The sequence below is a fragment of the Burkholderia sp. 28_3 genome (genome assembly GCF_003253915.1).
GTDB classification, from domain to species: domain Bacteria; phylum Pseudomonadota; class Gammaproteobacteria; order Burkholderiales; family Burkholderiaceae; genus Burkholderia; species Burkholderia cenocepacia.
Genome location: NZ_QKZF01000001.1, coordinates 861682 through 888245 on the forward strand (window position 1 = coordinate 861682; position 26564 = coordinate 888245).

The following is a 26564-nucleotide window of genomic DNA, read 5'->3' on the forward strand; positions in this document are numbered from 1 at the left end:
AGACAGGACAGACCGAATGAACAGTGTGAAGGTTGGCGTATTGTTCTCGCAGAGCGGATGCACGTCGCACCTCGGCCAGAGCCAGTTGCGCGGCACGCTGCAGGCGATCGCCGAGATCAACGAAGCGGGCGGCGCGAACGGCTGCGAGATCGTGCCCGTCGTGCGCGATGCGTGCTCGGACCCGGCCGTCTACGCACGGCTCGCCGACGAGCTGATCGCCACCGAACGCGTGAACGTGCTGTTCGGCGGCTACATGTCGAGCAGCCGCAAGGCGCTGATTCCGATCGTCGAGAAGTGGGACAAGCTGCTGTTCTACCCGACGCTCTACGAAGGCTTCGAGTTCTCGCCGAACGTGATCTACACCGGCGCCGCGCCGAACCAGAACAGCGTGCAGCTCGCCGCGTTCATGACCGCGCAGTTCGGCGCGCGCGTGTACCTGGTCGGCTCCGACTACATCTATCCGTACGAGTCGAACCGCATCATGATCGACCTCGTCACGCAGCATCCGGAAGGTCAGATCCTCGGCGAGGTGTACATGCCGCTCGTCGCGTCCGAGCAGGATTTCGCGGCGGTGGTCGAGGACATTCGCGCGAAGGCGCCCGACTTCGTGTTCAGCACGCTGGTCGGCGACAGCACGGCCGCGTTCTATCGCGCGTATGCGCAAGCCGGCCTCGACGCACGCAAGATGCCGATCGCGAGCCTGACGACGTCCGAAATCGAGCTCGGCCAGATGGGCGCGGCCGCGGCTGGGCACTACACGTCATCACCCTATTTCCAGACCATCGATTCCGACGTGAACCGGCGCTGCATCGCGCAACTCAAGGCGCGCTTCGGCGACGACGCGAGCGCGTCCGCGCCGTGGGAAGCCGCGTATTTTCAGGTCCATCTGTTCGCCAATGCGCTCGCACGCGCCGGCACCGACCAGCGCGACCGGCTCGTCGAGCATCTCGCGGATGCGGAATTCGATGCGCCGCAGGGCCGCGTGAAGATCGACCGGCTCACGCAGCACACGTGCCTGTACCCGCGCATCGGCTGCGCGACGGCCGACGGCAATTTCACGATCGTGCGCGAAGCGACGCGCCGCGTGCATCCCGACCCGTACCTCGTCACGCACTCGCTCGGCGACCGCGTGCACGCGCCCGACGAACTGAAGGCGTAACCGACGATGCGCGCCCGCACCCCGATCCGCTCGACGCCCCGCCTGCTCGCCGAACTGCGTTCGCTGCGCGTGATGGTGTACTACCCGGACGACGACAACGGCCTGCTGCTCGTCGAGCAACTGTCGCGCATCGGCTGCCCGAGCGAGCAGCGCTGGCCGCCGCCCGCGACGCTGCCGGAAAGCGTCGATCTCGTGATTCTCGCGGTACGGCCCGACCTGCTGCACCTGTCGATCCCGTGGCTCGAGGACGACGCGCGGCCGCCGCTCATCGCCGTCACGACCTACGAGAGCCCGACCATCCTCGAACTGATGCTGCGCATCGATGCGCAGAGCGCGGTCACGACGCCGGTGCGCTCGTTCGGCCTGTTGAGCGCGATGGCGCTCGCGTGTCATCAAAGCCGCCGGCACGACGAATACCGGCGCCGTATCGCGCAACTCGAACAGCGCGCGATGTCCGTGCGCACGCTGCAGGAAGCGAAGGCGCTGCTGATGCAGCACAACGCGATCAGCGAGGAAGAGGCGTATCAACAGATCCGCACGCAGGCGATGGAGCGGCGCATCTCGATCAATCAGCTCGCCGAGCAGATCGTGCAGGCGCATGCGTTGCTGAAGCGGTGATGCATTCGGCAAATGCTCCTACACGATTGAATTTCAAACATACACACCCTGCCAATAATTCAGGCAAAAAAAAAGCCGCCTGATATTCCGGCGGCTTCTGCTCCAGTCGGCACGATCACTGCAACGGATCGTACACGAGTCAACGAATGATCCGCGTCACGCCCCGTCCGCGCGGATCGGCCATCGCCTCCGGCGTCTTGCCGTCGATCTTGATGACCTGGATGTCGCCGCTGAAATCCTGCCCCTTCAGCGTATAGCCGCGTGCCTCGATCTGCTTCGCGAGTTCGCCTTCGATCGGATGGTACGGCTCCCAGAAGATCGTGTTCGGCGGCAGCAGCTGGTGATGGAACCGCATCGCGCCGACCGCTTCCTTCAACGGCATCTTGAAGTCGTAGATGTTGTTGATCACCTGGAAGATCGACGTGAAGATGCGCGAGCCGCCCGGCGTGCCGATCACCAGCGACACCTTGCCGTCCTTCGTCATGATCGTCGGCGACATCGACGACAGCGGGCGCTTCTTCGGTTCGATCGCGTTCGCGTCGCTGCCGACCACGCCGAACATGTTCGCGACGCCCGGCTTCGCGGAGAAGTCGTCCATCTCGTCGTTCAGCACGATGCCCGTGCCGTCGGCGATCACGCCCGAGCCGAAATAGCCGTTGATCGTGTACGTGTTCGACACCGCGTTGCCCCACTTGTCGACCACCGAGAAGTGCGTCGTTTCGGCCTTCTCCGGCATCGTCGTGCCGAGGCCCGGCTGCACGCTCTTCGTGTCCGACGGCTCCTTCGGGTTGACCTCGGCCGCGCGCTTCGCGATGTACGCGTCGTCGGTCAGCTGCGCGATCGGCACCTTGTAGAAGTCGGGGTCGCCGAGATACTGCGCGCGATCGGCGAACACGCGCTTCTCGATTTCCGCGACGAGGTGGATGTACTGCGGCGAGTTGAGCTTCACGCCCTCGAAGTCCTGCTTCAGGTCGGCCTTCATCTTCAGCAACTGCACGAGACCGATGCCGCCCGAGCTCGGCGGCGGCGCGGTGATCACGTCATAGCCGTTCCACTTTGCCTGCACCGGCTGGCGCCACACCGCGCGGTACTGCGCGAGATCCTCGGTCGTGATCAGCCCGTTGCCGTCGCCCGTCTTCATCGATGCGGCGATCAGTTCGGCCGTCTTGCCCTTGTAGAAACCTTCGGCGCCGCCGTCCGCGATGCGCGTCAGCACGTCGGCGAGATCGGGCTGCTTGAAGTTCGCGCCGGCCTTCAGCCCGGAAAAGTACTTGTCGAAGTTGGTCTTGCCGCCGAACTCCTTCGACGCGTCGACGCCGCGCTGCGCCAGTTGCTCGTCGACGACGAAGCCGTCGCGCGCATAGTGGATCGCCGGCGCGAGCACCTGCTTCCACTTCAGCTTGCCGAAGCGCTTCTGCGCTTCCCACATGCCCGCCACCGTGCCCGGCACGCCAACCGCGCGCGGGCCGTACAGGCTCATGCCCTTGACGACGTTGCCGTCCTTGTCGAGGTACATGTCCTTCGTCGCGGCGAGCGGCGCGCGCTCGCGGTAATCGATGAAGTACGGCTTGCCGTCCTTGTAGATCGTCATGAAGCCGCCGCCGCCGATGTTGCCGGCTTCCGGGTACGTGACGGCGAGCGTGAACGCGATCGCGACGGCCGCGTCGATCGCATTGCCGCCCTCCTTGAAGATCCGCTCCGCGGCATCCGCGCTGTACTTGTCGGCCACCGCCACCGCGGAACTCGTCAGGACCGCGGGCTGCGGCCCCTTCGCGTAAGCGGGCGCGTTCGGCAGGAAGCCGATGCCGGCCACCGTCGCCAGCACGGCAGCGGATGATTTGAAGCGATTCAGCGTAGTCATTGCATGTCCCCCATGTGGATCTCCTTCAGGCACGACGAGCACCTGATCCGTGGATGGCCGCTGGCGCGCCGACGACCATCTGCCGGCTTCGTAGTATAGGGGGACAAAAAGGGTCGAACACGCGACGGGCGACGAAAGCGTGGCGATTGTGTGCGCCCGGTCACGTTGCGGCGCCGCGACACGCACGCGGCTCGTTCGGTATCGCCCGCGGCGCGCGCCTTCGCGCACCGCACAAAAACCGAAAGTTGCGAACCGCGCGACGCGCCTCGCCGCCCGTGCAAAAAAATCTGCGAACGCCTCGCCCGCGGCATGGCCCGATCTGCGAAGATAGCGCCCCGCTTGCGCGCCGCATCATCGTTTCGTGCACGCGCCGCTTCACGTTTCTTCGTCTCGCTCCGTATGGCATCACACAACGCGCATCACGCATCCGGCTTCGCCGCCGGCGTCGCCGCCGCCGTCCTCGTCGCGCAAACCGGCGCCACCGGCCCGTGGCACTCGGGCATGCTCGCCGCGTTCGCGGCGGGCATCGCGGGCGGCACCGCGCCCGACTGGCTCGAAGTCGCATGGTGGAGCCGCAAGCGCCGCCTGTGGATCACGCATCGCACCATCACGCACTGGGGCGTCGGCTGGGTCGCGCTGCTCGCGCTCGGGTGGCACGGGCTCACCCATCATCCGCATCCGCTGTGGGCCGCGCCGCTGTTCGGCTTCGCCTGCGGCGGCGTGATGCACCTGCTCGCCGACTGGCCGAATCCGCTCGGCGTACCGTGGATCTGGCGGCGCCACTCGCTGAACCTGTGGAACAGCGGGCATTGCGACCTGATCATCGTGGCCGCCGCCTGGGGCGGCACGCTGTGGCTCGCGCAATCGCTGTGGTCGCGCGCGCCGCTGATCGAACAGTGGCTCGGCTGGCTGCATCGCGTCTAGTTGCAATTCGACGCAATTCCGTGCGCGATCGGCGTGCCGACGCGCACGCAACTTTCGGTCCATTGAAAGCGCGCAGCGAGCCCCCACCTGAGCGTGAATCGTCGGCACGCATGCCCGGCACGCACCCGCGACGTCTGGCACACTGACGATTCGATTCGCGTGCGATGCGTCCGCGCGCTCGCATCCCGCTCGCACCCTATTTCAACGCTCCGATGGACGTCACAGCTACCCGCCCTGCCGCCCGTGCGCTCGACGTGTTCCACCCGGCCGTCGCCGCGTGGTTCACGCGCACGTTTGCCGCGCCGACCGGCGCGCAGGCGCTCGCGTGGCCGCACATCAAGGCCGGCCGCTCCACGCTCGTCGCCGCGCCGACCGGCTCCGGCAAGACGCTCACCGCGTTCCTGTGCGCGCTCGACGATCTGGTGCGCGATGCGCTCGCGCACGACGGCACGCTGCCCGACGCGACGCTGGTCGTCTACGTGTCGCCGCTGAAGGCGCTGTCGAACGACATCCACGTGAACCTCGACGCGCCGCTCGCCGGCATCGCCGAATCGCTCGCGCAACTCGGCCTGCCGGTGCCGGCGATCCGCACCGCGGTGCGCACCGGCGACACGACGCAGGCCGAACGCGCCGCGCTGCGCAAGCGCGCGCCGCACATCCTCGTCACGACTCCCGAATCGCTGTACGTGCTGCTGTCGTCCACGTCGGGTCGCCAGATGCTGTCGAACGTGCGCTCGGTCATCGTCGACGAAATCCATGCGCTGGCGTCGTCCAAGCGCGGCAGCCATCTCGCGCTGTCGCTCGAACGCCTCGACGCATTGACCGGGCGCGCGCTGCCGCGCATCGGGCTGTCCGCCACGCAAAAGCCGATCGACGCGGTCGCGCGCTTCCTGGTCGGCGGGCCGGCCGACGCGCCGCGCGACTGCGCGATCGTCGACACCGGCCACACACGCGAGCGCGACCTCGCGCTGGAGCTGCCGAACGTGCCGCTCGAACCGGTGATGGCGACCGATGTGTGGGAACAGGTGTACGACCGCATCGCCGGGCTCGCGGCCGCGCATCGCACGACGCTGGTGTTCGTCAACACGCGCCGCACCGCCGAGCGCATGGCGCGCCATCTCGCCGACCGGCTCGGCAAGGACGCGATCGCCGCGCATCACGGCAGCCTGGCGAAGGAGCACCGCTTCGACGCCGAGCAGCGCCTGAAGCGCGGCGAACTGAAGCTGCTCGTCGCGACCGCGTCGCTCGAACTCGGCATCGACATCGGCGACGTCGATCTCGTCTGCCAGGTCGGCTCGCCGCGCGGCATCGCGCCGTTCCTGCAGCGCGTCGGCCGCTCGGGGCACCACGTCGGCGGCGTGCCGAAGGGGCGACTGTTTCCGCTGTCGCGCGACGAGCTGGTCGAATGCGCGGCGCTGCTCGATTGCGTGCAGCGTGGCGAACTCGATGCGCTGCGGATTCCCGAAGCGCCGCTCGACGTGCTCGCGCAGCAGATCGTCGCCGAAGTCGCGTGCACGGAATGGCAGGAGGACGCGCTGTATGCAAGCTTCACGCGCGCCGCGCCGTACGCCCAGCTGACGCGCGAGCGCTTCGACGAAGTGATGAAGATGCTCGCCGAGGGGTTCACGAGCCGTCGCGGCGTGCGCGGCGCGTACCTGCACCGCGACGTGGTCGGCGGCACGGTGCGCGGCCGCCGCAACGCGATGATGACCGCCACCACGTCCGGCGGCACGATCCCCGACATGGCCGACTACGCGGTGCTGCTCGAACCGCAGGGTATCCAGGTCGGCACCGTCAACGAGGATTTCGCGATCGAGAGCCTGGCCGGCGACGTGTTCCAGCTCGGCAACCAGTCGTACCGGATCATTCGCGTCGAAACGGGCCGCGTGCGGGTCGAGGATGCGCAGGGGCAATCGCCGAGCATTCCGTTCTGGCTCGGCGAGGGGCTCGGGCGCAGCGACGAGCTGTCGGCGGCGGTGGGCCGGCTGCGCGCGCGGCTCGACGCGCTGTTCGCGGAAGGCGACCGACAGGTCGACAGCGGCGGGCGCAAGCGTGCCGGCGGCAACGCGGTAAGCAATGCGGCAACGGAAGCCGACGCACCAGCCGCAACGGGTACCGCGCTCGCCCCCGCCGACAGCCGCCTCGCGCCCGCGTTGCGCTGGCTCGTCGACGATCTCCACCTGTCGCCCGACGCCGCGCGCCAGATCGCCGACTACCTCGCGCGCACCCGCGCCGCGCTCGGCGCGTTGCCGACGCAGGACACGCTCGTGATGGAGCGTTTCTTCGACGAATCGGGCGGCACGCAACTCGTGATCCATTCGCCGTTCGGCAGCCGGATCAACCGCGCATGGGGGCTCGCGCTGCGCAAGCGCTTCTGTCGCAACTTCAACTTCGAACTGCAGGCCGCCGCGACCGACGACGCGATCATCCTGTCGCTGTCGCTCGCGCACAGCTTCGCGCTCGACGAAGTGTGGCGCTACCTGCGTTCGGCCAGCGCCGAGCACGTGCTGATCCAGGCGCTGCTCGACGCGCCGATGTTCGGCGTGCGCTGGCGCTGGAACGCGACCACCGCGCTCGCGCTGCCGCGTTTCACCGGCGGCCGGCGCACCGCGCCGCAACTGCAGCGGATGAAAAGCGACGATCTGCTCGCGACGGTGTTCCCCGATCAGGTCGCGTGCCTCGAGAACATCGTCGGCGAACGCGAGATTCCGCATCATCCGCTCGTCGACCAGACGCTCGACGATTGCCTGCACGACGCGATGGACACCGACGGCTGGCTCGCGCTGCTGCGCCGGATCGAAAGCGGCGCGATCGAGCTCATCGCGCGCGACTTGCCCGCGCCGTCGCCGCTCGCAGCCGAGATCCTCAACGCGAAACCCTACGCGTTCCTCGACGACGCGCCGCTCGAGGAGCGCCGCACGCAGGCCGTGCAGTCGCGCCGCTGGAGCGATCCCGAATCGGCCGACGATCTCGGCGCGCTCGACGTCGACGCGATCGACGCGGTGCGCGACGAAGCGTGGCCGCTCGTGCGCGACGCCGACGAAATGCACGATGCGCTGCTCACCCTCGCCTGCGTCGCCGACAGCGAGGCGCACGCGCACGCAGGCTGGCCCGAGCGACTCGCGGAACTCGCGGAACGCCGTCGCGCGACGAAACTCGCGACGCCGGGCGGCGCCGCGCTGTGGGTACCGGTCGAACGGCTCGTCTGCCTGCGCGCGCTGCATCCCGACGCCCGCATGACACCCGCGCTCAAGGTGCCGGCGGCATGCGCGCAGCCGTGGGAAGCCGATGCCGCACTCGTCGACGTGATCCGCGCGCGGCTCACCGGCTTCGGGCCGCTCTCGCTCGATGCGATCGCCGCGCCGCTCGGCCTGCCGCCCGCGTCGATCGCGACGGCGCTCGCGGCGCTGGAGCGCGAAGGCTACGTGATGCGCGGACGCTTCACGCCGGGCGCGGCCACGGACGAATGGTGCGAACGCCACCTGCTCGCACGCATTCATCGCTATACGGTGAAGCGGCTGCGTCGCGAGATCGAGCCGGTCGAACGCGCCGATTTCATGCGCTTCCTGTTCCACTGGCAGCACCTGACACCCGACACGCGCGGCACCGGCCGCGACGCGCTGGCCGCCGTGGTCGAACAGCTCGAAGGCTACGAGGCGGCGGCAAGCGCATGGGAAGACGCACTGCTGCCCGCGCGGCTCACCGACTACACGGCGGGGGGCCTCGACGAGCTGTGCCGCTCGGGCAAGCTGGTGTGGACCCGCATCGGCGCACCGGCCCGCGCGGCCGGCACGCCCGTGAAGACGACGCCGATCGTGCTGCTGCCGCGCCGCCATCTTTCCGCGTGGCACGCGCTGCGCGACCCCGATGCGCAACCGGCGCTGTCCGCACGCGCCACGCAAGTGCGCGACGCGCTCGCCGCGCACGGCGCGATGTTCTTCGATGCCCTGCTCGACGAGCTACACATGCTGCCCGTCGAGCTCGAACAGGCGCTCGGCGAACTCGTGTCGGCCGGCCTCGTGAATGCGGACAGCTACGCGGGCCTGCGCGCGCTGCTGAAGCCGGCCGTCAAGCGCAGCGCGACCTATGCGCCCCGCACGCGACGCGGCGGCGCGCTGATCGGCGGGATGGACGATGCCGGCCGCTGGGCGCTCGTGCAGCGTCAGGCACCGTCGGACGACGACGCGCCCGCGCCGAAACGCGGCCTCGCCACGACCGATTCCGACGCGCTCGAACATATCGTGTGGACGCTGCTGCGCCGCTACGGCGTCGTGTTCTGGCGGTTGCTCGAACGCGAAGCCGACTGGCTGCCGAGCTGGCGCGAACTCGTGCGCGTACTGCAGCGCCTCGAAGCACGCGGCGAGATTCGCGGCGGCCGCTTCGTCGCCGGGCTCGCGGGCGAGCAGTTCGCGCTGCCCGAGGCCATTCCGATCCTGCGTGAACTGCGACGGCAACCGGGCGATGGACAATACGTGTGCGTGACGGGCGCCGACCCGCTGAATCTCGCCGGCACGCTGCTGCCCGGCGACAAGGTGCCGGCGCTGGCCGGCAATCGCGTGCTGTTTCGCGACGGCGTGCCCGTCGCGTCGCTGGTATCGGGTACGTTCCACTACGCAGCCGACCTGTCGCCCGCCGCGCGCGAGGACGCACGGCTGCGGCTCGCGCGTTCCTGCTGACATCGGCTGACAGCCACGCGGCACCAGACTACTGAACGCGGGGCCGCGCGGTCGTCATCGTTCGGGTAGCATCGAACGATCGACCGCGCGGGCTTGCGCGCGTCGTCCATACAGAACAAGTTTTCCGGAGACTGCCGCTCATGCCTTCGCATGCCGATTCGCCCGCTGCTCACCACGCGGGTTCGCTGACCATTTTCCAGGGCGCCGCGCTTTATATCGGCGCGGTGCTCGGCACCGGCGTGATCGCGTTGCCCGCGCTCGCCGCCGAAGTCGCGGGGCCGGCCTCGCTGCTCGCGTGGGCGGCGCTCGTCGTGCTGTCCGGGCCGCTCGCGGCCACCTTCGCCGCACTCGGCGCCCGCTATCCCGATGCGGGCGGTGTGTCCACCTACGCGCGGCGCGCATTCGGCCCGAAGGCTGCGGCCATCGTCGGCTGGTGCTTCTATTTCGCGGTGCCGGCCGGCGCGCCGGCTGCCGCGATGTTCGGCGGCGCATACGTCGCGGCCGTCACGGGCGGCGGACACACGACGATCATCGTCACGGCCGCCGCGCTGATCGCGACCGTGTCGGCCGCGAATGCATTCGGCGTCACCGTGTCGGGCCGCATGCAGCTCGTGTTGTCGGTGCTGCTCGTCGCGCTGCTGCTCGCCGCGGTGCTTGCGTCGGCCCCGCATGCGCGCACCGCGAACCTGCGTCCGTTCGCCCCGCACGGCTGGCTCGCGGTCGGCCAGGCCGCCGCGCTGCTCGTGTGGAGCTTCGCCGGCTGGGAAGCGATCACGCATCTCGCCGCCGAATTCCGCCGGCCCGCACACGACATGCCGCGTTCGGCCGGCATCGCGGTCGTGGTCGTCGGGTTCCTGTATCTGTCGGTTGCCGCCGCGAGCGTGACGGTGCTCGGGCCTTCCGCGGGCGCATCGGGCGCGCCGCTCGCCGAACTGATCGCGGGCGGCATCGGCGGCCATGCGCAGGTGTTGGCGGCGGCTGCCGCGCTGCTGCTCACGCTCGGCACGATGAACGCGTATTTCGCGGGCGCGGCCAAACTCGGCGCGGCGCTTGGCCGCGATGGCGCGTTGCCTGCGTGGCTCGCGCAAGGCAGCCAGGTCGGCGGCGTGCCGCGCCGCAGCCTCGGCGTGATCGCCGTGCTCGCGGCCGTCGCGCTGGCCGCCACGGCGCTGTCGGACGTCGGGCCGAAGCCGCTCGTGCTCGTCACGTCCGGCTGTTTCGTGATGGTGTACGGGCTGGGCGCGGCGGCCGCGCTGAAGCTGCTGCCGCGCGGCGGCATCGCGTACCGCTGCGCATGGATTTCGCTCATTGCGGTGGCCGGGCTGTTCGTGACGACCGGCTGGTATTTCCTGTGCCCGCTGCTGCTCGCGGGCTGTGCGTTGCTTTACCTGCAGGTCACCGGCGCGCGTCGATGACCCGGCATGCGCACGCGGGCCGGCACCGGCCCGCTCGCCGCCCCGCCGCGTGAACAATCACGTCGCTCCGTCCGCGCGCCATTCGTTCGCGCCGGTCAGGCCGGCACCAGCTCGAAACTGAGCCGCTTGCCGAGCGCGGCGGCCGCGCTCGCGAGCGTCGCCAGCGTGAGGCTCGTGTCGGTTTCGTCGAGCAGACGGTTGAGCGCGGCGCGGCTGGTTTTCATCCGCGCGGCCATCGCCGTTTTCGTGATCTGCTGCGCCTTCATTTCCTGCCCGATCTGCCACGCGATCACGCGCTTGATCGCGGTGGCGGTGGCTGCTTCGAGATTGCCGTCCGCTTCGAGGAAGGCGTCGAAATCGCTGCCGATATACGGATTGTTCGTGGTCGTCATGTCGTACTCCAGGTGCATGGCGTTGCCGGCTGCCCGACCGTCGAAGACGGTGTGCTCCAGCGTAACCGGGGAATTCAGATGGCGCGCGTCAGCGTTTTCAGGCGCGCGACGGTGACGTCGAGATCGTCCGACGGCGTGGCCCGCGACTGCTTGAAGAAGCCGTGCAGCAGCACCATCGTGTCGCCGACGACCGTGAACAGCACGCGTGCGCTTCGCCCCGGCACCGTCACGCGGATCTCCCACAGATCCTTCGCCCTCTTCCGGACCAGCGGCATGCCGAGCGGCCAGCCGAGTTGAACGGTCTTGATCTCTTCGCCGATCGCCCTTCGCTCCACTCGCCCGAGCGCGTTGAGCCATTCGCGCACCGGCTCGTGGCCGCGGGCCGTCCGGAAGAACCGCACGCCGAGCGTGACCTGAATCTGCTGTCTCGCCATCGTCTTGTCGCCAATCGTATCAAAAAAGGTACGATATGCCAAGCACCCGATGACGGCTACTGACCGGATGGCCAGTCCCGCAGCAAGAAAGAGAAACGAGATCGGGTCCGGCGCATCGCCAGGCCCGATGGATCAACGCTTGCCGCGAGCAGGCTTGCGCGCCGTGCGTGGTGCCCGATGCGGTCGCGCATCGCCGAACCGCGACCGAGCGATGTCGCGCACCGCGTCGATCAGCGTCCGCGCGACCGGCGACGGCTGCGCATCGGTACGCAGCACGAGCCCGACCGGCTCGTCGGTGCCCGCCGACGGCAGCGGCAGGCGCGCCAGCGCACCGGCCGACAGATCGTATTCGGCGGCATAGAGCGGCACGAACCAGACCGCATCGTTCTCGAGCGCCAGCGCGCGCGCAACCGAGACCGACAGCACCTCGATGAACGAATCCAGCGGCGGCGCGCCGCATGCGCCGAGCAGTTGCTCGGCCGACTGGCGGATCAACGTGCCGAACGGCGGCAGCACGACCGGATAGCGCGCCAGCTCGGCGGCCGGCGCCACGCTCGCGAGCAGCGGATGCCCGGCGCGCACGACCGCGACGAGCGGCTCGTTGTACAACTGCTCGAACGCGAGCCCGATCATTCGCTCCGGCTCCGACAGCCGGCCGATCGCGCATTCGATCGCGCCGGATTTCAGACGCTCGAGCAACTCGGCGTTCGCGGCCGTCGCGATCCGCACGACGATACGCGGCCAGCGCGCGGTCAACGCCTTCATCAAGGCCGGCGCAAGCGAGGCCGCGACGGTCGGCAGCATGCCGATTTCCAGCGTCGCGGCGGCGGCCCCGCCCTCGCGCGCCAGCAGCCCGACGCCCTGACGCAGCGCCAGCACGCACGCATTCGCGTGCGGCATGAACAGTTGCGCTTCGCGGGTCGGCTGCGCGCCGTGCCGGCCGCGCTCGAACAGCTTCACGCCGAGGATCGCCTCCAGCTCGGCGATCGTCTTCGACACGGCCGGTTGCGTGATCGACAGGCTTTCGGCCGCCTTCTGCACGCCGCCCAGCTGCGCGACCGCGAGAAAACACTGCAGGTGCCGGAATTTGACACGGCCGTCGGCGATACGGTTATTCATAACGGGTGGTTATACGAATTACGATGAATCGCCATTTTGCATAACTTTCCGGAAAGGCCCAAGCGTTCGGAACGACGTCACCCGTGGCGCCGCAGCGCGTGAAATCCGGTCGGCTCCCAGATCCGTTTCGCGATCAGCAGGGCCGTACCGTGCTTCTGCCCGAGCGGCGCGGACGACGACTCGGCATGCAGCGCCGCGGCCTTGCTGGCGAGCCGCCGCAGTTCCTGTTCGAGCTCGGCGGCGGCCGCGTCGGTCAGCATCCCCTGCAGGAACGTCATCGTCTCGCCCGGGCCGTCGAAGCGGCTGCCGAGAAAGTCGTCGAGCACGTGCGCATGGAAGTAGCGGCGAATCGGGCCACCCGGCAGCCAGTCGAAATCGCGCGCGACGCGCACGCGAATCCGGTCGCCGGGCAACAGCGCGATCACGTTCATCCGGTCGAGCATCAGCAGATATTTCACGCACTCGGCCTGCGTAAGCCGATAGGCCGACACGATGTCCTGCACGGTCCAGTAGTTGATCGCGCAGACGGCGACGAGCAGCAGTTTCTCGTCCGACACGAGCAACGCCTCCTGCGCCTCGGTCAGCACGCGCAGGCGCGGCGCGGACGCCGACGCTTCCTGCACGAGCTCGGCGAGCGTATAGCCGAGCAGTTGCGCGATCTCCGCGACGCGCTCCAGCGTGAAGCGGCCGCTCGCGAACAGCCGCTTCACGCTCGTCTCGGAGACGTCGAGCGCACGCGCGACGTCCCGGTAAGTCATTCCCTGCGCCTTCAGTTGGCGCTTCAGCGTTTCGATGAGTTGGGCAGTCTCGGTCATGTTGGTATCGAAAAATGATGCTCGTGGTCGGATATTAGGCTACTCGCGTATCCGCATCAGCACTTTTGGATACTTGTCTGCATAATCCGCTCCGTCCTGTCATGCAACGACGGAGCCGAAATGACCGCCCGAATCGACACAGCCGCCTGCGAACCGCACCACGCCGCCCCGCGCGATGCACGCGCCACCGATCGCACGATGCCGCTCGCCACCGTACGCACGCTGGCGGCCGGCGCCCACGTCGGCGATCTCGTGTTCATCCGCGAGCGAGCCGGTGCACCGGATGCCGCGACGGGCGCTGCCGGCGCATGGGCCAACCGCTTCGGCATCGTCGTCGATACGTCGGGCGACGAACCGGCGATCGCGGAGTCGACGGCGTTCGGATGGACGACGCTCACGCCGCTGTCGCGTTTCGTCGCCCGGACCGGCGGCGGACGCATCGCCCTGGCGCGCCGCGTCGCGGCGGCATCGGCCGACGCGCAACGCCACGTCCACGCGCTGGCCGAACGGCGAATCGATGCGCTGCTCGGCAGTCGCTTCAACCTGCGCGCGCGGCGCGGTTTCTGCGCGCAGTACGTGGCCGAGGTGCTCGGCGCCGGCCACGCGGCGACACCGTCGGCCCTGCTGCGCAGCGGCACGCTGGCGCTCGAATTCGACGGGATCGTGTTCGATCCCCGCCAGCCATGACGACGGGCACGCTCGGGGAGACCGGATAACAACGAGAACAAAAGAAAAAACAGCGACGGGCTGGCTGGAGGGCCGTGCACGGGGTCGTCACCGACGACGCGAAGCCCGATCGTTTTTTCCGCCGGACAGGCTTCCTGTCCGGCGGAATTTTCATTGCCGGGACGAACATAACGAACGGTTATGCGATTCGCGAAAAAAGGTCATTTTGCATAACTTTCCGGATTGGCTAAAGTCGTGGCCATCCACTTCGCGAAATACCTATCAGGAGACGCCCGATGGATTCCCCCACGATCCTCACGCCGCGCGACTGGCCGTCGCATCCGGCCTATGTCCACCCCGAGTACCGTTCGTCCGTGAAACGCGGCCCGACCCGCCCGCTGATCCCGCTGAAGGAGAAGTTGCGCGACCAGTACGCGCCCGTCTACGGCGCGGAAGATCTCGGCGCGCTCGACCACGATCTGACGAAGAACGCCGTGAAGAACGGCGAGCCGCTCGGCGAGCGGATGGTCGTCACCGGCCGCGTGCTCGACGAAGGCGGCAAGCCTGTGCGCAACACGCTCGTCGAGGTGTGGCAGGCCAATGCGGCCGGCCGCTACGTGCACAAGGTCGACCAGCACGACGCGCCGCTCGACCCGAACTTCCTCGGCGCCGGCCGTTGCCTGACCGACGACGAAGGCCGCTACCGCTTCCTGACGATCAAGCCCGGCGCGTATCCGTGGGGCAACCATCCGAACGCGTGGCGCCCGAATCACATCCACTTCTCGCTGTTCGGCGATTACTTCGGCTCGCGTCTCGTCACGCAGATGTATTTCCCCGGCGATCCGCTGCTCGCGTACGACCCGATCTTCCAGGGCACGCCGGAAGCCGCGCGCGATCGGCTGATCTCGCGCTTCTCGATGGACATCACCGAAGAAGGCTATGCGCTCGGCTACGAATTCGACATCGTGCTGCGCGGCCGCGACGCCACCCCGATGGAGCGCTGAACCATGACGACGCTGAAGCAAACCCCTTCGCAGACGGTCGGCCCGTACTTCGCGTACGGCCTGTGCCCGCAGCAATACGACTACGACCTGAAAAGCCTGTTCACGCCGACGATCGCCGCGGCGCACGCCGAAGGCGAGCATGTGCTGCTGGTCGGGCAGGTGTTCGACGGCGACAACAACGTGGTCGGTGACGCGGTGCTCGAATTCACGCAGGTGGACGGCGCGGGCCGCTACCCCGCGTCGCGCGACGACATCGCGACATCCGGCTTCACGGGCTTCGCGCGGGTCGGCACGGGCACCGACCCGCAGCAGCGCTTCGTCGTCGAGACGGTGAAGCCGGGCCGCGTCGCCGCCGACGAGGCGCCGCACATCAACGTGACCGTGATGATGCGCGGCATCCTCACCCATGCGTTCACCCGCGTGTACTTCGACGACGAAGCCGCCGCGAACGCGGTCGACCCCGTGCTCAACGCGGTGCCGGCCGAGCGCCGCGCGACGCTCGTCGCGAAACGCGATGCGCAGCCGGGCCGCCCGGTCGTCTACCGCTTCGACATCCGCATGCAGGGGCCGGAAGAAACCGTGTTCTTCGACGTTTGACGCACGCGCCGGCGCTTGCCGGCCCCGTGCGCCGGGTACAACCGCATCGCCGTGTGGCGCGATCCCGACAGGCATCGCGCCACACGGCGTTTTTGATGCGCCGTCGCGATCATTCGATGGTGCGCCGCATCGTGACCGACGGGGCTGCGGATGATTGCCCCATCGGCTTTCCGCCCCGATATCGAACGCGCGATCGAAACACATGCTGCGACAGCACATCAATCGTGGGGCCGACACGATATCGTTTGCGCGTTATGCGGCGTATGCTTCGTTATCCGCAACGCACCGGCAGGATTGAATCGGAAGAAGCAACAATGACAGGCATCATGCGCGACGCTGCCCAGCCGGCGGCCCGCGCATTTTTTCAGACAGAGTGCCTTTAAACGCGTCTGGCCGAAGGTGGCGGACGCGTATTTTTTTTGGCGCGGCGGCCCGCGTACCAGCAGAGCCTGCGCCGGGTCGCGGCGCCTAGCGACGCATCTCCAGATAGCGGCTCGGCGTATCGCCCAGGATGCGGCGAAACGCCGACGTGAACGCACTCGCGCTCGCGTAGCCGAGATCGAGCGCGACGCGCGTCACCGGCTGCCCGTCGGTCAGGCGGGCAATCGCCGCGAGCATGCACACCTGCTGGCGCCATGCGGCGAAACTCACGCCCGTCTGCGCGCGGAACTGCCGCGTGAACGTGCGGCGGCTCACGCCCGCGTCGGCCGCGACCCGGTCGAGATCGGCGTCGATCGACGGCGCCGCGAACAGGTGGCGGCACACCTTCGCCAGCCGTGCGTCGGCCGGCAGCGGCGCATGCAGCGAAAGGCGCGGCATCGTCGCGATTTCCGCGACCAGCAGATCCATCAGCTTGCCCGCGCGGCCGTCGACGTCGTACATCGCCGGCAGGTCGACCGCATCGTCGAGCAGTTGCCGCAGCAGCGGCGACACGCCATATACGCCGCACTGGGCCGGCAGGCCGGCCGCCTGCGCGGCATCGATGGATACGAACGCGTTGAGCATCGTGACCGGCCCGGCCATCGTCATTTCGTGCCGCACGCCGGCCGGCACCCAGCACGCGCGCTGCGGCGGCACCAGCCAGCGCCCGTGCGGCGTCGACACGCTGATCGTGCCGCGCGACGCGAACGCGAATTGCCCGCGCACGTGCGCGTGATCCGGAAACGTCGTGCCCGCCGCGAAGTCGTTGGCGAGCACGACCACGCTCCGGGGAATGTGTTCGTAGGGATCTAGCAGCGTATTTCTCACGGCTCGAATTCCATCATCAATGATCCGATATCAAAGGCCGGTTACCTTCGAATGATCCACGATCCGCTCCACGTCCGGTCAACGCAACCCCGCTCGCGCTGGCCGCGACGATGGAAGCATTCCCGCTCGCCGCGACGGCCCGCCCGATCGCGTCGCGCTCGGCCGCGCGCCGGCGCATATCGTCACGGCACGCGTCAACGCAGCATGAACGACATCGCCGACAGGCTGTTCAGCGTGCGCACCACATGCTCGACCGACGGCCCGTCGAAACGCAGCGTCACCGCATCGACGCGCTCGAGCGACGGCAGCACGCAGAACAGGTCGGCGAGCGCGGCCGTCTGCACGCGCAGCGTGCACGCCGCCGGCGCCGGTCGATGCGCGCCGGCGCGCACGCCGGCCGACAGCGCCCGCGCGACCGTTTCGCGCGCGGCGGTCGCGATCCGCGCACACGAGGCGGCGGGCGTCAGCGTCTCGCCGCTCGACGCGCCGCCGGCCGTCTTGACCGTCTCGAAACGCGCGTCCGGAAACAGCGACTGCGTTTCGTCGGCGAATACGTCGTCGCCGGTCGCGAGCGCGACATGCGCGCCGTATTCGCGCGCCAGCGCGCCGTACAGGCCGGCCTCGCCGAGCTCGACGCCATTCAGCCACACGTGTGTGAACGCAAAGCTGTTGATCGTGTGCGCGAGCACGCCACGCGTCTGCGATTTCGCGTGATAGCCGATCATGAACACGAGATCGGGCTGCTGTTCGAGGCCCGCCATCATCCCGAGCAGGCGCGGCTTGCCGAGCACGACGCGTGCGCGCGCATCGAGTCCGTCGGGCAGCAGGTTGCGAAAGCCGCCATGCGAATCGTTGACCCAGACGGCCTGCGCACCGCCCGCGAACGCGCCTTCGATCGCCGCGTTCGCCTCGGCGGTCATCCAGCGGCGCGCGCGTTCGTATTCCGGATTGCCGGCGCGCGTCTGCTCGACGGCGAATACGCCGGCGACACCCTCGATGTCGGTCGAGATCAGGATCTTCATGACTGGGTCGAACGTCCTTCGTTATCTTCGTTGAACAGCCGGTCGAGATCGGGCACCGCGTCGCGCAGCGCTTGCCGCACGTGGCCGTCGCGCCCGGCGACCGTCACCGCCTGCAGCAAGGCGTCGGCGATCGCGTGTTCGACGCTTTCGGCCGCGGCCATGAACAGCGGATCGAGCGCCGCATCGGCGACGAGGGCCGGCAGCGCGATCGTCGACGCATCGTGCCCGATCGTGTAGGCGGTCGAGAACGCGAGCGCGATGTCGCCGCTGCCATGCCCGTAGACGGAACCCGTACGGGCCAGCCCCGCCCCCGCGCGACGCGCGAGCCGCGACAGCTGCCGCGCGTCGAGCGGCGCATCGGTGGCCAGCAGCAGGATGATCGAGCCCTGCTCGGGCGGCGCAGCGTGCGCCGCTTCGGCCGCGCGCCGTTGCGCGACGATGCGCCCGAGCGGCACGCCGCCGAGCGTCAGCATCGGCAGCCGGCCGAAATTCGCGAGCACGAGCGCGCCGACCGTATAGGGGCGGCCGGCCGCGACGGCCACGCGCGACGCCGAACCGATCCCGCCTTTCAGGTCGAAGCACGACATCCCGCGCCCGGCGCCCACCGCGCCGCGGGCGACGTCGCGCGACGCCGCGCGGCACGCGTCGTCGTAATGCGCGGCGGTGACCGCGAACGCCTGGATGTCGTTCAGGTAACCGTCGTTGCACTCGAACACGAGCGGATTGACGGTCGACCAGTCGCGGCCGATTCGCGGATTCGCCGCGATCGCCGCGCGGATCTGCGCCTGGGCGACCGCGCCGACGCCGAACGTGTTGGTCAGCGCGATCGGCGTGTCGAGCGTGCCGAGTTCATCGACCTGCACGAGCCCGACGCTCTTGCCGAAACCGTTGATCACGGCGGCCCCCGCCGGCACCTTGCTGCGGTACACGTCGCCCGGATGCGGCTTCACGACGGTCACGCCCGTCTGCACGTTGCCGGCATCCAGCGTGCAATGGCCGACCGTCACCCCCGGCACGTCGGCGATCGTGCCGCGCGGCCCGGCCGGCAGCGTCGCCGTCCACATCGGTGCAGCCCGCATCAACGGCGCTCCAGCTTCGGGTCGAGCGCGTCGCGCAGCCCGTCGCCGAGCAGGTTGAACGCGAGCACGGTCAGGAAGATCGCCAGGCTCGGGAACACCGCGATGTGCGGCGCCGTCACCATGTCCGCGCGCGCCTCGTTGAGCATCGCGCCCCACTCCGGCGTCGGCGGCTGCGCGCCGAGCCCGAGGAACGACAGGCTCGCGGCGGTGATGATCGACGTGCCGATCCGCATCGTGAAGTAGACGACGACCGACGACACGGTGCCCGGCAGGATGTGCCGCATGATGATCGTCCAGTCGGACGCGCCGATGCTGCGCGCGGCCTCGACGTAGGTCATGTGCTTGAGCATCAGCGTGTTGCCGCGCACGAGCCGCGCGAACGCCGGGATGCTGAAGATCGCGACCGCGCAGATCACGTTGACCATCCCGTTGCCGAGGATCGCGACCACGCCGATTGCGAGCAGGATGCCCGGGAACGCGAACAGCACGTCGGCGATGCGCATCGTGATGCGGTCCCACCAGCCTTCGTAGTAGCCGGCGAGCAGCCCGAAGAACGTGCCGATCACCGCGCCGAGCGCCACCGAGAAGAAGCCGGCCGCGAGCGAGATGCGCGTGCCCGCGACGATCCGGCTGAAGATGTCGCGGCCGAGCGAATCGACGCCGAACCAGTGCACGGCCGACGGCCCCGCGTTCAGCGCGTCGTAGTCGAAATAGTTCTCCGGATCGAACGGCACGATGTGCGGGCCGACGAACGCCAGCACGACGAGCGCCAGCACGAAGCCGCCCGCGACGAGCGCGACGGTCTGCTTGCGGAACTTGCGCCAGAATTCGCGCCACGGCGTGCGGATCGCGGTCGGTGCGGCCGGCGCCGCGGTCTGGACAGTCGCGTTCATGCGCGCCTCACTTGAACCGGATGGTCGGGTTGATGACCGCGTACAGCACGTCGACGGTCAGGTTGATCAGGATGAATTCCAGCGAGAACAGCAGCACGATCGCCTGGATCACCGGGTAGTCGCGCATCGTCACCGCGTCGACGAGCAGACGGCCGAGCCCCGGCCAGTTGAACACGACCTCGACGACGATCGAGCCGCCGAGCAGGAAGCCGAACTGCAGCCCCATCATCGTGACGACCGGGATCATCGCGTTGCGCAGGCAGTGCTTGAGCACGACCATCGGCTCGTGCACGCCCTTCGCGCGTGCGGTGCGCACGAAGTCCTCGTTCAGCACCTCGACGAACGATGCGCGCGTGAAACGCGCCATCACGGCCGCGACCGCCGCGCCGAGCGTCAGCGACGGCAGCACGTAGCTCTTCCACGAGCCGTCCGGCACGACCGGCAGCCAGCCGAGCTTCACCGAGAACACTTCCATCAGCAGCATGCCGAGCGCGAACGCGGGAAACGAGATGCCCGACACCGCGATCGTCATCCCGAGGCGATCGGGCCAGCGATTGCGCCAGACCGCCGACGCGATCCCGATCGCCATGCCGAGCAGCGTCGACCACACCATGCTGACGAGCGTCAGCATCAGCGTCGGCATGAAGCGTTCGCCGATCTCGGTCGAGACCGGCCGCTTGCTGCGTGTCGACATGCCGAAATCGCCGTGCGCGATCTTCGTGAAGAAGTTCGCGAACTGCGCGGGCAGCGGCCGGTCGAGCCCGAGATCGGCGCGCACCAGCGCGACCGTCGCGTCGTCGGCTTCGGGGCCAGCCGCGAGCCGCGCCGGGTCGCCCGGCAGCAGGTGCACGAACAGGAACACCAGCACCGCGACGATCGCGAGCGTGGGCAGCAGGCCGAACAGGCGTTTGACGAGGAAATTCAGCATGGGACACCGATCGAATCAGCGCACCGGCGGCTCGCGCCGCCGGCACTGCGTGGCGGGCAAACCGCCGTCATTTCAGCGAGATCTCGTCGAAGTTGAACGAGCCGTCCGGCATCACGTACGCGCCCTGCAACCGCTTGCTGCGCGCATACACGATCTTCTCCTGCACGAGGAAGATCCACGGCGCATCGGCCCAGATCTGCTTCTGCGCGTCGGCGTAGAGCTCGGCCTTCTTCGTGCGGTCGACCGTCTCGAGCGCCTTCGTCAGGTCGCCGTCGACCGTGTCGTTCTTGTAGTACGCGGTGTTGACGAGCTTCGGCGGCGCCGACGCGCCGGCCAGCAGCGGCGTGATCGCCCAGTTCGCCTCGCCCGTCGACGACGACCAGCCGATGTAGTACATCCGCACCGGCGCCTTCGCCGGATCCGGCGCGCTCTCGACCTTCGCGACGCGCTCGCCGGCTTCCAGTGCCTGCACCTGCACCTTCACGCCGACCTGCGCGAGCTGCTGCTGCACGAACTGGATCGCCTTCTGCGACGTCGAGTTGTTATAGGCGGACCACAGCGTCGTCTCGAAACCGTTCGGATAGCCGGCTTCCTTCAGCAGCGCACGCGCCTTCGCCGGATCGTACGGCCAGGGGCCGAGCTTCGTCGCGTAATCGACGCCCTGCGGCACCACGCCGGTCGATGGCGTCGCGAAGCCGGAGAACGCGACCTTCGCGAGCGCTTCCTTGTTCACCGCGTAGTTCAGCGCCTGGCGCACCTTCGGGTTGTCGAACGGCTTCTGCAGCATGTTCAGCGAGACGTAGCGCTGCACGATCGACGGCCGCTCGACGACGTCGACCTTCGCGTTGCCCTTCAGGTCGGCCGCCTGCTCGAACGGAATGCGAAACGCGAAATCGGCTTCGCCCGTCTTCATCAGCGCCGCGCGCGTGTTGTTGTCGACCACCGGCTTCCAGTCGATCGCGTCGATCTTCGGATAGCCCTTCTTCCAGTAGCCGGCGAACTTCTTCACCTTCAGGTCGTCGGTCTGCTTCCATTCGACGAACTCGAACGGCCCGGTGCCGACCGGATGCAGCGCGATGTCGCGGCCCCACTTCTTCAGCGCGGCCGGCGAGATCATCACGGCCGACGGGTGCGCGAGCGTGTTGATGAACGCCGAGAACGGCTCGCGCAACGTGACCTTCACCGTGGTCGGATCGACGACCTCGGTCTTCTCGATCACGCGGAACATGTTGTAGCGCTTCAGGTGGTTCGCGGGATCGGTCACGCGGTCGAAGTTGGCCTTCACGGCCGCCGCGTTGAAATCGGTGCCGTCGTGGAACTTCACGCCCGGGCGCAGCTTGATCGTGTACGTCTTCGCGTCGGGGCTGGCCTCGTAGCCGGTCGCGAGCACGTTGACGAGCTTCATGTCCTTGTCGAAGCCGAACAGCCCCTGGTAGAACGACTTGACGACGGCCTGCGACACGGTGTCGTTCGCGTCGTACGGGTCCATCGTCGTGAAGGTCGAATCCACTGCCATCACCGCGGTCTGCTGCGCGAACGCGGGCAGCGCGGCCGACAGCGCGAACGCGCCGGCGAGCGCGACGAAGCAGGCGCGCGGACGAAACATCGGAAACGGATGCTGCTGGGTCATTTTGCTGGGCTCCTATCGGTGAATCGGTGACGCCTCACGGGCGTTTCGGTTTCGACTGCCTGCTGACTCGCGCGCCGTCATCGCGGCGCACGACTCCACCACTCAATACGCGCCGCCGACGCGATGCGTCGCGACGTAATGATCGGGACCGACCGCGACGAGCGGCGCGACGACCGGCTCGTCGCCGACCGCGCGGATCGGGCTCGGAATCTCGTCCGCCGCGAGCTGGCGCGGCGCATGCCGGCGCGCGGGATCGGCGACCGGCACCGCGCTCATCAGCTTCTTCGTGTACGGATGCTGCGGCGCCTCGAACACCGCGCGACGCGGGCCGATCTCGACGATCTGGCCCAGATACATCACCGCGACGCGATGGCTGACGCGCTCGACCACCGCCATGTCGTGCGAGATGAACAGGTACGCGACGCCGAGCTCGCGCTGCAGGTCGAGCATCAGGTTGACGATCTGCGCCTGCACCGACACGTCGAGCGCCGACACCGACTCGTCGGCGATCACGACCTTCGGGTTCAGCGCGAGCGCACGCGCGATCGCGATCCGCTGGCGCTGGCCGCCCGAGAATTCGTGCGGATAGCGGCGCGCGGCTTCCGGCGGCAGGCCGACCTTGTCGAGCAGCCAGTCGACGCGCGCCTGCGCCTCGGCGCCGCTCGCGACGCCGTGCACGAGCAGCGGCTCCATGATCGAGAAGCCGACGGTCAGGCGCGGGTTCAGCGAGGCGAACGGGTCCTGGAAGATGAACTGGATGTTGCGGCGCAGCGCCTGCAGGTCCGGGCCCTTCAACGCGCTGATGTCGCGGCCGTCGAATTCGATCGAGCCGCTTTGCGATTCGACGAGGCGCAACAGCGAACGACCGGTGGTCGACTTGCCGCAGCCCGATTCGCCGACGAGCGCGAGCGTCTCGCCCGCGCGCAACTCGAAGCTCACGCGCTCGACCGCATGCACGTATTGCGACACGCGGCCGAACACGCCGCTCTTCACCGGAAAGCGCGTGACGAGATCGCGCACGCGCAGGATCGGCGGCGCGGCGTGATCGACGGGCGGCTGCGCGTCGTTCGCGGCGGACGCCGTGGTCGGGGCCGGCGCCGTCGCGCTGGTGCCGTCCACCTTCAGCAGCGGGAATTTCTCGGGGGCGTCGGTGCCCTGCATCGAGCCGAGCCGCGGCACGGCCGCGAGCAGCGCGCGCGTGTAGCGATGCGCGGGCGTCGCGAAGATGCGGTCCGACCCGCCCTCCTCGACCTTCTCGCCGCGGTACATCACGAGCACGCGGTCGGCGACTTCGGCCACCACGCCCATGTCGTGCGTGATGAAGATCACGCCCATGTTCATTTCGTCCTGCAGCCCGCGCACCAGTTGCAGGATCTGCGCCTGGATCGTCACGTCGAGCGCGGTCGTCGGCTCGTCGGCGATCAGCAGCGCGGGCCGGCACGACAGCGCCATCGCGATCATCACGCGCTGCCGCATCCCGCCCGACAACTGGTGCGGATAGCGCGCGAACACGCGGCGCGCTTCCGGGATGCGCACCAGATCGAGCAGCCGCAGCGCTTCCGCGCGCGCTTCGGCCGTGCCCTTCGACTGGTGCAGCGCGATCGCCTCGCTGATCTGGTCGCCGACGGTGAACACCGGGTTCAGCGACGTCATCGGCTCCTGGAAGATCATCGCGATGTCCGCGCCGCGGATGCCGCGCATCGTCGCGGCACTCGCCTGCGCGAGATCGACCAGCGCGCCGCCACGGCGCCGGAACGCGATCCGTCCGCTCGTGATCTCGCCGCCGCCGTGCTCGACGAGGCGCATCAGCGCGAGCGACGTGACCGACTTGCCCGAGCCCGATTCGCCGACGATCGCGAGCGTCTCGCCGCGATCGACGTGAAACGACACGTTGCGCACCGCGTCGAACGTCGCGCCTTCGCGGCGGAACGTGACCGACAGGTCGTCGACGGCCACCACGCGCTGCTCGGGCAGCGCCAGCGGCGACGGGTTACGGCTCGAAGTCATGCGTGTCTCCTCGTGCGATCCGGAATCAGGCCGCGTCGTCGCGGTAGATGCCGACGACCGGCGCTTCACCGACGCGCGCGTAGCCGCGGTACATCCCTTCGGTGTTGAACGGCATCGCGACGTTGCCCTGTGCGTCGACCGCGATGATCCCGCCGCGGCCCGCGAGACGCGGCAGCTTGTTCATCACGACGTCGTGCGCGGCGTCGGCGAGCGACGCGCCGCGATACGCGATCTGCGCGGCGACGTCGTAGGCCGTCGCGAGCCGCATGAACATCTCGCCGGTGCCCGTCGACGAGACCGCGCAGGTCGCGTCGTCCGCGTAGCAGCCGGCGCCGATGATCGGCGAATCGCCGACGCGCCCCGGCTGCTTGTTCGTGATGCCGCCCGTCGACGTCGCCGCCGCGATGTGGCCGTTCAGGTCGCACGCGACCGCGCCGACCGTGCCGTGCTTGCGGTCCGGATCGAGCGGCTCGGCCGGCTGCGGCTGTTGCTGCGACTGGCCGAACACGAACGTCGCCGCATCGTGATCGAGCATCGCGCCGGCCGCCGCGCGCGCCTTCACCCACTGCGCATGCCGCGATTCGGTGTCGAAGTAGCCGGGTTCCGCGAGTTCGAGCCCCTGCGCGGCGGCGAACGCATCGGCGCCCGCGCCGGCGAACAGCACGTGCTCGCTCGCCTCCATCACGCGCCGCGCGGCGAGCACCGGGTTGCGCACGCGGGTCGCGCAGCAGATCGCGCCGGCGCCGAGCGTCGCGCCGTCCATGACCGCCGCGTCGAGTTCGTGCTTGCCTTCGGCCGTATACACGGCGCCGCGCCCGGCGTTGAACAGCGGGCAGTCCTCGAGCATCCGCACCGCGACGGTGACGGCGTCGAGCGCGCTGCCGCCATCGGCCAGCACGCGCTGCGCGGCCTGCAGGATCGCGGTGAGTTCGGCGCGGTACCGACGTTCGGTGTCGGTATCCATCGCTTCGCGCAGGATCGTGCCTGCGCCGCCGTGAATCGCGACGATCGCGGGTGAAGTCATGATTTTTTCGGACGTGGGGAAGAAGGGTTGGTGGCCGGCAGCGCCGCTTGCGGCTGCACGAGCCACGGCAGCAGGAATTCGGTCATCTCGGCGGCGGATTTCGCGGACCGGTGCGTGCGCAGCGCGACCGCATCGATCAGCGCCTCGATCATCGTCAGCACGGCGGCTTCCGACGTGGCCGCGAAACGCCGTTCGGCCTTGACGTACAGGTTCAGCGACGCGATCGGCGCGAGCGGCGATTGCGGGCCGTCGGAGATGCCGAGCACGCGCGCCCCGCGCGCCGCCGCGCGACGGGCCAGCTCGATCGTGTCCTTCACGTAGCGCGGAAACGCGAGCGCGATCACGAGATCGCGCGAATCGGCCGTGTACAGGCGCCGCGCCGCGTGCGACGGGCCGCCGAGCAGCGCGAGCGACTGCACGCTGTCATGGCAGACGGACAGTCCGTGCTCCATCAGGCCGGTGAGAAACGCGCTCGACCCGGCGCCGAGAATCAGCACGCGCCGCGCGCCGACGATCGCCTCGACCGCCGCCTCGACATCGGCCGCGTCCAGTTGCGCACGCGTGTTCTCGATGTTGGCGGCAGCCTGGTCGAATACCGCGTCGATCCACGCGGCGCCGCGCACGCCGGACTCCTGCTCCTGCGCGGAACGCAGCCGTTCGACCGGTCCGAGCGTGGCCTCGAAGCCCCGCACGAGCGCCGCGCGCATCGCCGGATAGCCGTCGAAACCGAGCGCCTTCGCGAAGCGGTTCGCGGTCGCGATCGATGCATTCACGGCCTGCGCGAGCTCGTCGATCCGCATCGTCGCCGCGCGAAACGGGTTCGCGAGCACGAACTCGCCCATGCGCCGGTGAATCGGCGTCATCAACGGCATCGCCGACGCGATCCGCTCGGCGATCGCGGGTTCGTCGTGACTGACATCGTGCGGAACGAGAGGCGTCATGCGAAGGGTCGTTGCAAGGTGGATGAAAATCAATTTACACAATCTATCTCGAAAAAAGAAATAAATTTTCATCAGGGTTGTCACGCCCCGCCGGGTGTCCATCGACCGTCCG

At 68.7% G+C, this 26564-nt stretch carries 22 protein-coding genes; 8 read left to right on the forward strand and 14 right to left on the reverse strand.

Annotated features, from left to right (window positions below; translation table 11 throughout):
• Positions 1–16: 16 nt before the first annotated feature.
• On the forward strand, positions 17–1159 hold the full coding sequence (locus DFS13_RS04010) for a transporter substrate-binding domain-containing protein (protein WP_006495016.1): 1143 nt from the start codon (positions 17–19) through the stop codon (positions 1157–1159).
• Between the two features lie 6 nt (positions 1160–1165).
• Positions 1166–1777, forward strand: coding sequence for an ANTAR domain-containing response regulator (locus DFS13_RS04015; protein ID WP_006481676.1), 612 nt, complete (start codon positions 1166–1168; stop codon positions 1775–1777).
• A gap of 139 nt (positions 1778–1916) precedes the next feature.
• On the opposite strand, the gene ggt is transcribed toward DFS13_RS04015, so the two are convergent.
• Positions 1917–3638 (reverse strand): gamma-glutamyltransferase, encoded by a 1722-nt coding sequence (gene ggt, locus DFS13_RS04020; RefSeq protein WP_011547886.1) that lies wholly within the window; start codon positions 3636–3638, stop codon positions 1917–1919.
• A 399-nt stretch (positions 3639–4037) separates the two neighbouring features.
• On the opposite strand from ggt, the gene DFS13_RS04025 reads away from it, so the two are divergent.
• From DFS13_RS04025 to DFS13_RS04035, 3 genes are all read left to right on the forward strand, one after another.
• Positions 4038–4562, forward strand: coding sequence for a metal-dependent hydrolase (locus DFS13_RS04025; protein ID WP_111441386.1), 525 nt, complete (start codon positions 4038–4040; stop codon positions 4560–4562).
• A 212-nt stretch (positions 4563–4774) separates the two neighbouring features.
• On the forward strand, positions 4775–9238 hold the full coding sequence (locus DFS13_RS04030; RefSeq protein ID WP_111441387.1) for a DEAD/DEAH box helicase: 4464 nt from the start codon (positions 4775–4777) through the stop codon (positions 9236–9238).
• 140 nt (positions 9239–9378) lie between these two features.
• On the forward strand, positions 9379–10653 hold the full coding sequence (locus DFS13_RS04035; RefSeq protein ID WP_060265807.1) for an APC family permease: 1275 nt from the start codon (positions 9379–9381) through the stop codon (positions 10651–10653).
• A 95-nt stretch (positions 10654–10748) separates the two neighbouring features.
• Here DFS13_RS04035 and DFS13_RS04040 read toward each other — a convergent pair whose 3' ends face one another.
• The 4 genes from DFS13_RS04040 to DFS13_RS04055 form a co-directional block, all read right to left on the reverse strand.
• On the reverse strand, positions 10749–11045 hold the full coding sequence (locus DFS13_RS04040) for an XRE family transcriptional regulator (RefSeq protein ID WP_012493280.1): 297 nt from the start codon (positions 11043–11045) through the stop codon (positions 10749–10751).
• A 74-nt stretch (positions 11046–11119) separates the two neighbouring features.
• Positions 11120–11479, reverse strand: coding sequence for a type II toxin-antitoxin system RelE/ParE family toxin (locus tag DFS13_RS04045; protein WP_060212316.1), 360 nt, complete (start codon positions 11477–11479; stop codon positions 11120–11122).
• Positions 11480–11611: 132 nt separating this feature from the next.
• Positions 11612–12598: a pca operon transcription factor PcaQ gene (gene pcaQ / locus DFS13_RS04050; RefSeq protein ID WP_006495024.1), complete on the reverse strand. Its 987-nt coding sequence runs from the start codon at positions 12596–12598 to the stop codon at positions 11612–11614.
• 77 nt (positions 12599–12675) lie between these two features.
• Complete coding sequence (locus DFS13_RS04055) at positions 12676–13413, reverse strand: helix-turn-helix transcriptional regulator (RefSeq protein ID WP_006481688.1); 738 nt, start codon at positions 13411–13413, stop codon at positions 12676–12678.
• 120 nt (positions 13414–13533) lie between these two features.
• Here DFS13_RS04055 and DFS13_RS04060 point away from each other — a divergent pair, with 120 nt between their 5' ends.
• The 3 genes from DFS13_RS04060 to pcaG all read left to right on the forward strand — a co-directional run bounded on the left by DFS13_RS04060 (position 13534) and on the right by pcaG (position 15680).
• Complete coding sequence (locus DFS13_RS04060) at positions 13534–14100, forward strand: YiiX/YebB-like N1pC/P60 family cysteine hydrolase (RefSeq protein WP_109342418.1); 567 nt, start codon at positions 13534–13536, stop codon at positions 14098–14100.
• A gap of 275 nt (positions 14101–14375) precedes the next feature.
• Positions 14376–15083, forward strand: a complete 708-nt coding sequence (gene pcaH, locus DFS13_RS04065; RefSeq protein ID WP_006489685.1) for a protocatechuate 3,4-dioxygenase subunit beta — start codon at positions 14376–14378, stop codon at positions 15081–15083.
• Positions 15084–15086: 3 nt separating this feature from the next.
• Positions 15087–15680 carry a protocatechuate 3,4-dioxygenase subunit alpha gene (gene pcaG, locus DFS13_RS04070; protein WP_059723260.1) on the forward strand — a complete coding sequence of 198 codons (594 nt, stop codon included), beginning with the start codon at positions 15087–15089 and terminating at the stop codon, positions 15678–15680.
• A gap of 468 nt (positions 15681–16148) precedes the next feature.
• Here pcaG and DFS13_RS04075 read toward each other — a convergent pair whose 3' ends face one another.
• From DFS13_RS04075 to DFS13_RS04115, 9 genes are all read right to left on the reverse strand, one after another.
• Positions 16149–16928, reverse strand: coding sequence for a helix-turn-helix domain-containing protein (locus DFS13_RS04075; protein ID WP_006489688.1), 780 nt, complete (start codon positions 16926–16928; stop codon positions 16149–16151).
• Between the two features lie 194 nt (positions 16929–17122).
• The gene (locus DFS13_RS04080; RefSeq protein WP_111441388.1) at positions 17123–17950 is read right to left on the reverse strand and encodes a M55 family metallopeptidase; all 828 of its coding nucleotides are present in this window, start codon (positions 17948–17950) and stop codon (positions 17123–17125) included.
• Positions 17947–19029 (reverse strand): P1 family peptidase, encoded by a 1083-nt coding sequence (locus DFS13_RS04085; RefSeq protein WP_034202456.1) that lies wholly within the window; start codon positions 19027–19029, stop codon positions 17947–17949. The genes DFS13_RS04080 and DFS13_RS04085 overlap by 4 nt, the downstream gene beginning before the upstream one ends.
• A complete protein-coding gene (gsiD, locus tag DFS13_RS04090; RefSeq protein WP_006482629.1) occupies positions 19029–19922 on the reverse strand; it encodes a glutathione ABC transporter permease GsiD in 894 nt (297 codons plus the stop codon). The genes DFS13_RS04085 and gsiD overlap by 1 nt, the downstream gene beginning before the upstream one ends.
• Positions 19923–19929: 7 nt before the next feature.
• The gene (gsiC, locus tag DFS13_RS04095) at positions 19930–20850 is read right to left on the reverse strand and encodes a glutathione ABC transporter permease GsiC (RefSeq protein ID WP_006482634.1); all 921 of its coding nucleotides are present in this window, start codon (positions 20848–20850) and stop codon (positions 19930–19932) included.
• Between the two features lie 67 nt (positions 20851–20917).
• The gene (gene gsiB / locus DFS13_RS04100) at positions 20918–22480 is read right to left on the reverse strand and encodes a glutathione ABC transporter substrate-binding protein GsiB (protein ID WP_006482639.1); all 1563 of its coding nucleotides are present in this window, start codon (positions 22478–22480) and stop codon (positions 20918–20920) included.
• A 102-nt stretch (positions 22481–22582) separates the two neighbouring features.
• Positions 22583–24487: a dipeptide ABC transporter ATP-binding protein gene (locus DFS13_RS04105; RefSeq protein WP_048985807.1), complete on the reverse strand. Its 1905-nt coding sequence runs from the start codon at positions 24485–24487 to the stop codon at positions 22583–22585.
• Positions 24488–24512: 25 nt separating this feature from the next.
• Positions 24513–25511: an isoaspartyl peptidase/L-asparaginase family protein gene (locus DFS13_RS04110; RefSeq protein WP_006482631.1), complete on the reverse strand. Its 999-nt coding sequence runs from the start codon at positions 25509–25511 to the stop codon at positions 24513–24515.
• Positions 25508–26452 carry a MurR/RpiR family transcriptional regulator gene (locus DFS13_RS04115; RefSeq protein WP_006482638.1) on the reverse strand — a complete coding sequence of 315 codons (945 nt, stop codon included), beginning with the start codon at positions 26450–26452 and terminating at the stop codon, positions 25508–25510. Before DFS13_RS04115 ends, DFS13_RS04110 begins: the two co-directional genes overlap by 4 nt.
• Positions 26453–26564: the final 112 nt, after the last annotated feature.

What these genes read in the sequence shown, in the direction of transcription:
- DFS13_RS04010 (WP_006495016.1), top strand. Translation starts at nt 17, where the DNA reads ATGAACAGTGTGAAGGTTGGCGTATTGTTCTCGCAGAGCGGATGCACG.
- DFS13_RS04015 (WP_006481676.1), top strand. Translation starts at nt 1,166, where the DNA reads ATGCGCGCCCGCACCCCGATCCGCTCGACGCCCCGCCTGCTCGCCGAA.
- ggt (WP_011547886.1), bottom strand. Translation starts at nt 3,638, where the DNA reads ATGACTACGCTGAATCGCTTCAAATCATCCGCTGCCGTGCTGGCGACG.
- DFS13_RS04025 (WP_111441386.1), top strand. Translation starts at nt 4,038, where the DNA reads ATGGCATCACACAACGCGCATCACGCATCCGGCTTCGCCGCCGGCGTC.
- DFS13_RS04030 (WP_111441387.1), top strand. Translation starts at nt 4,775, where the DNA reads ATGGACGTCACAGCTACCCGCCCTGCCGCCCGTGCGCTCGACGTGTTC.
- DFS13_RS04035 (WP_060265807.1), top strand. Translation starts at nt 9,379, where the DNA reads ATGCCTTCGCATGCCGATTCGCCCGCTGCTCACCACGCGGGTTCGCTG.
- DFS13_RS04040 (WP_012493280.1), bottom strand. Translation starts at nt 11,045, where the DNA reads ATGACGACCACGAACAATCCGTATATCGGCAGCGATTTCGACGCCTTC.
- DFS13_RS04045 (WP_060212316.1), bottom strand. Translation starts at nt 11,479, where the DNA reads ATGGCGAGACAGCAGATTCAGGTCACGCTCGGCGTGCGGTTCTTCCGG.
- pcaQ (WP_006495024.1), bottom strand. Translation starts at nt 12,598, where the DNA reads ATGAATAACCGTATCGCCGACGGCCGTGTCAAATTCCGGCACCTGCAG.
- DFS13_RS04055 (WP_006481688.1), bottom strand. Translation starts at nt 13,413, where the DNA reads ATGACCGAGACTGCCCAACTCATCGAAACGCTGAAGCGCCAACTGAAG.
- DFS13_RS04060 (WP_109342418.1), top strand. Translation starts at nt 13,534, where the DNA reads ATGACCGCCCGAATCGACACAGCCGCCTGCGAACCGCACCACGCCGCC.
- pcaH (WP_006489685.1), top strand. Translation starts at nt 14,376, where the DNA reads ATGGATTCCCCCACGATCCTCACGCCGCGCGACTGGCCGTCGCATCCG.
- pcaG (WP_059723260.1), top strand. Translation starts at nt 15,087, where the DNA reads ATGACGACGCTGAAGCAAACCCCTTCGCAGACGGTCGGCCCGTACTTC.
- DFS13_RS04080 (WP_111441388.1), bottom strand. Translation starts at nt 17,950, where the DNA reads ATGAAGATCCTGATCTCGACCGACATCGAGGGTGTCGCCGGCGTATTC.
- DFS13_RS04085 (WP_034202456.1), bottom strand. Translation starts at nt 19,029, where the DNA reads ATGCGGGCTGCACCGATGTGGACGGCGACGCTGCCGGCCGGGCCGCGC.
- gsiD (WP_006482629.1), bottom strand. Translation starts at nt 19,922, where the DNA reads ATGAACGCGACTGTCCAGACCGCGGCGCCGGCCGCACCGACCGCGATC.
- gsiC (WP_006482634.1), bottom strand. Translation starts at nt 20,850, where the DNA reads ATGCTGAATTTCCTCGTCAAACGCCTGTTCGGCCTGCTGCCCACGCTC.
- gsiB (WP_006482639.1), bottom strand. Translation starts at nt 22,480, where the DNA reads ATGACCCAGCAGCATCCGTTTCCGATGTTTCGTCCGCGCGCCTGCTTC.
- DFS13_RS04105 (WP_048985807.1), bottom strand. Translation starts at nt 24,487, where the DNA reads ATGACTTCGAGCCGTAACCCGTCGCCGCTGGCGCTGCCCGAGCAGCGC.
- DFS13_RS04110 (WP_006482631.1), bottom strand. Translation starts at nt 25,511, where the DNA reads ATGACTTCACCCGCGATCGTCGCGATTCACGGCGGCGCAGGCACGATC.
- DFS13_RS04115 (WP_006482638.1), bottom strand. Translation starts at nt 26,452, where the DNA reads ATGACGCCTCTCGTTCCGCACGATGTCAGTCACGACGAACCCGCGATC.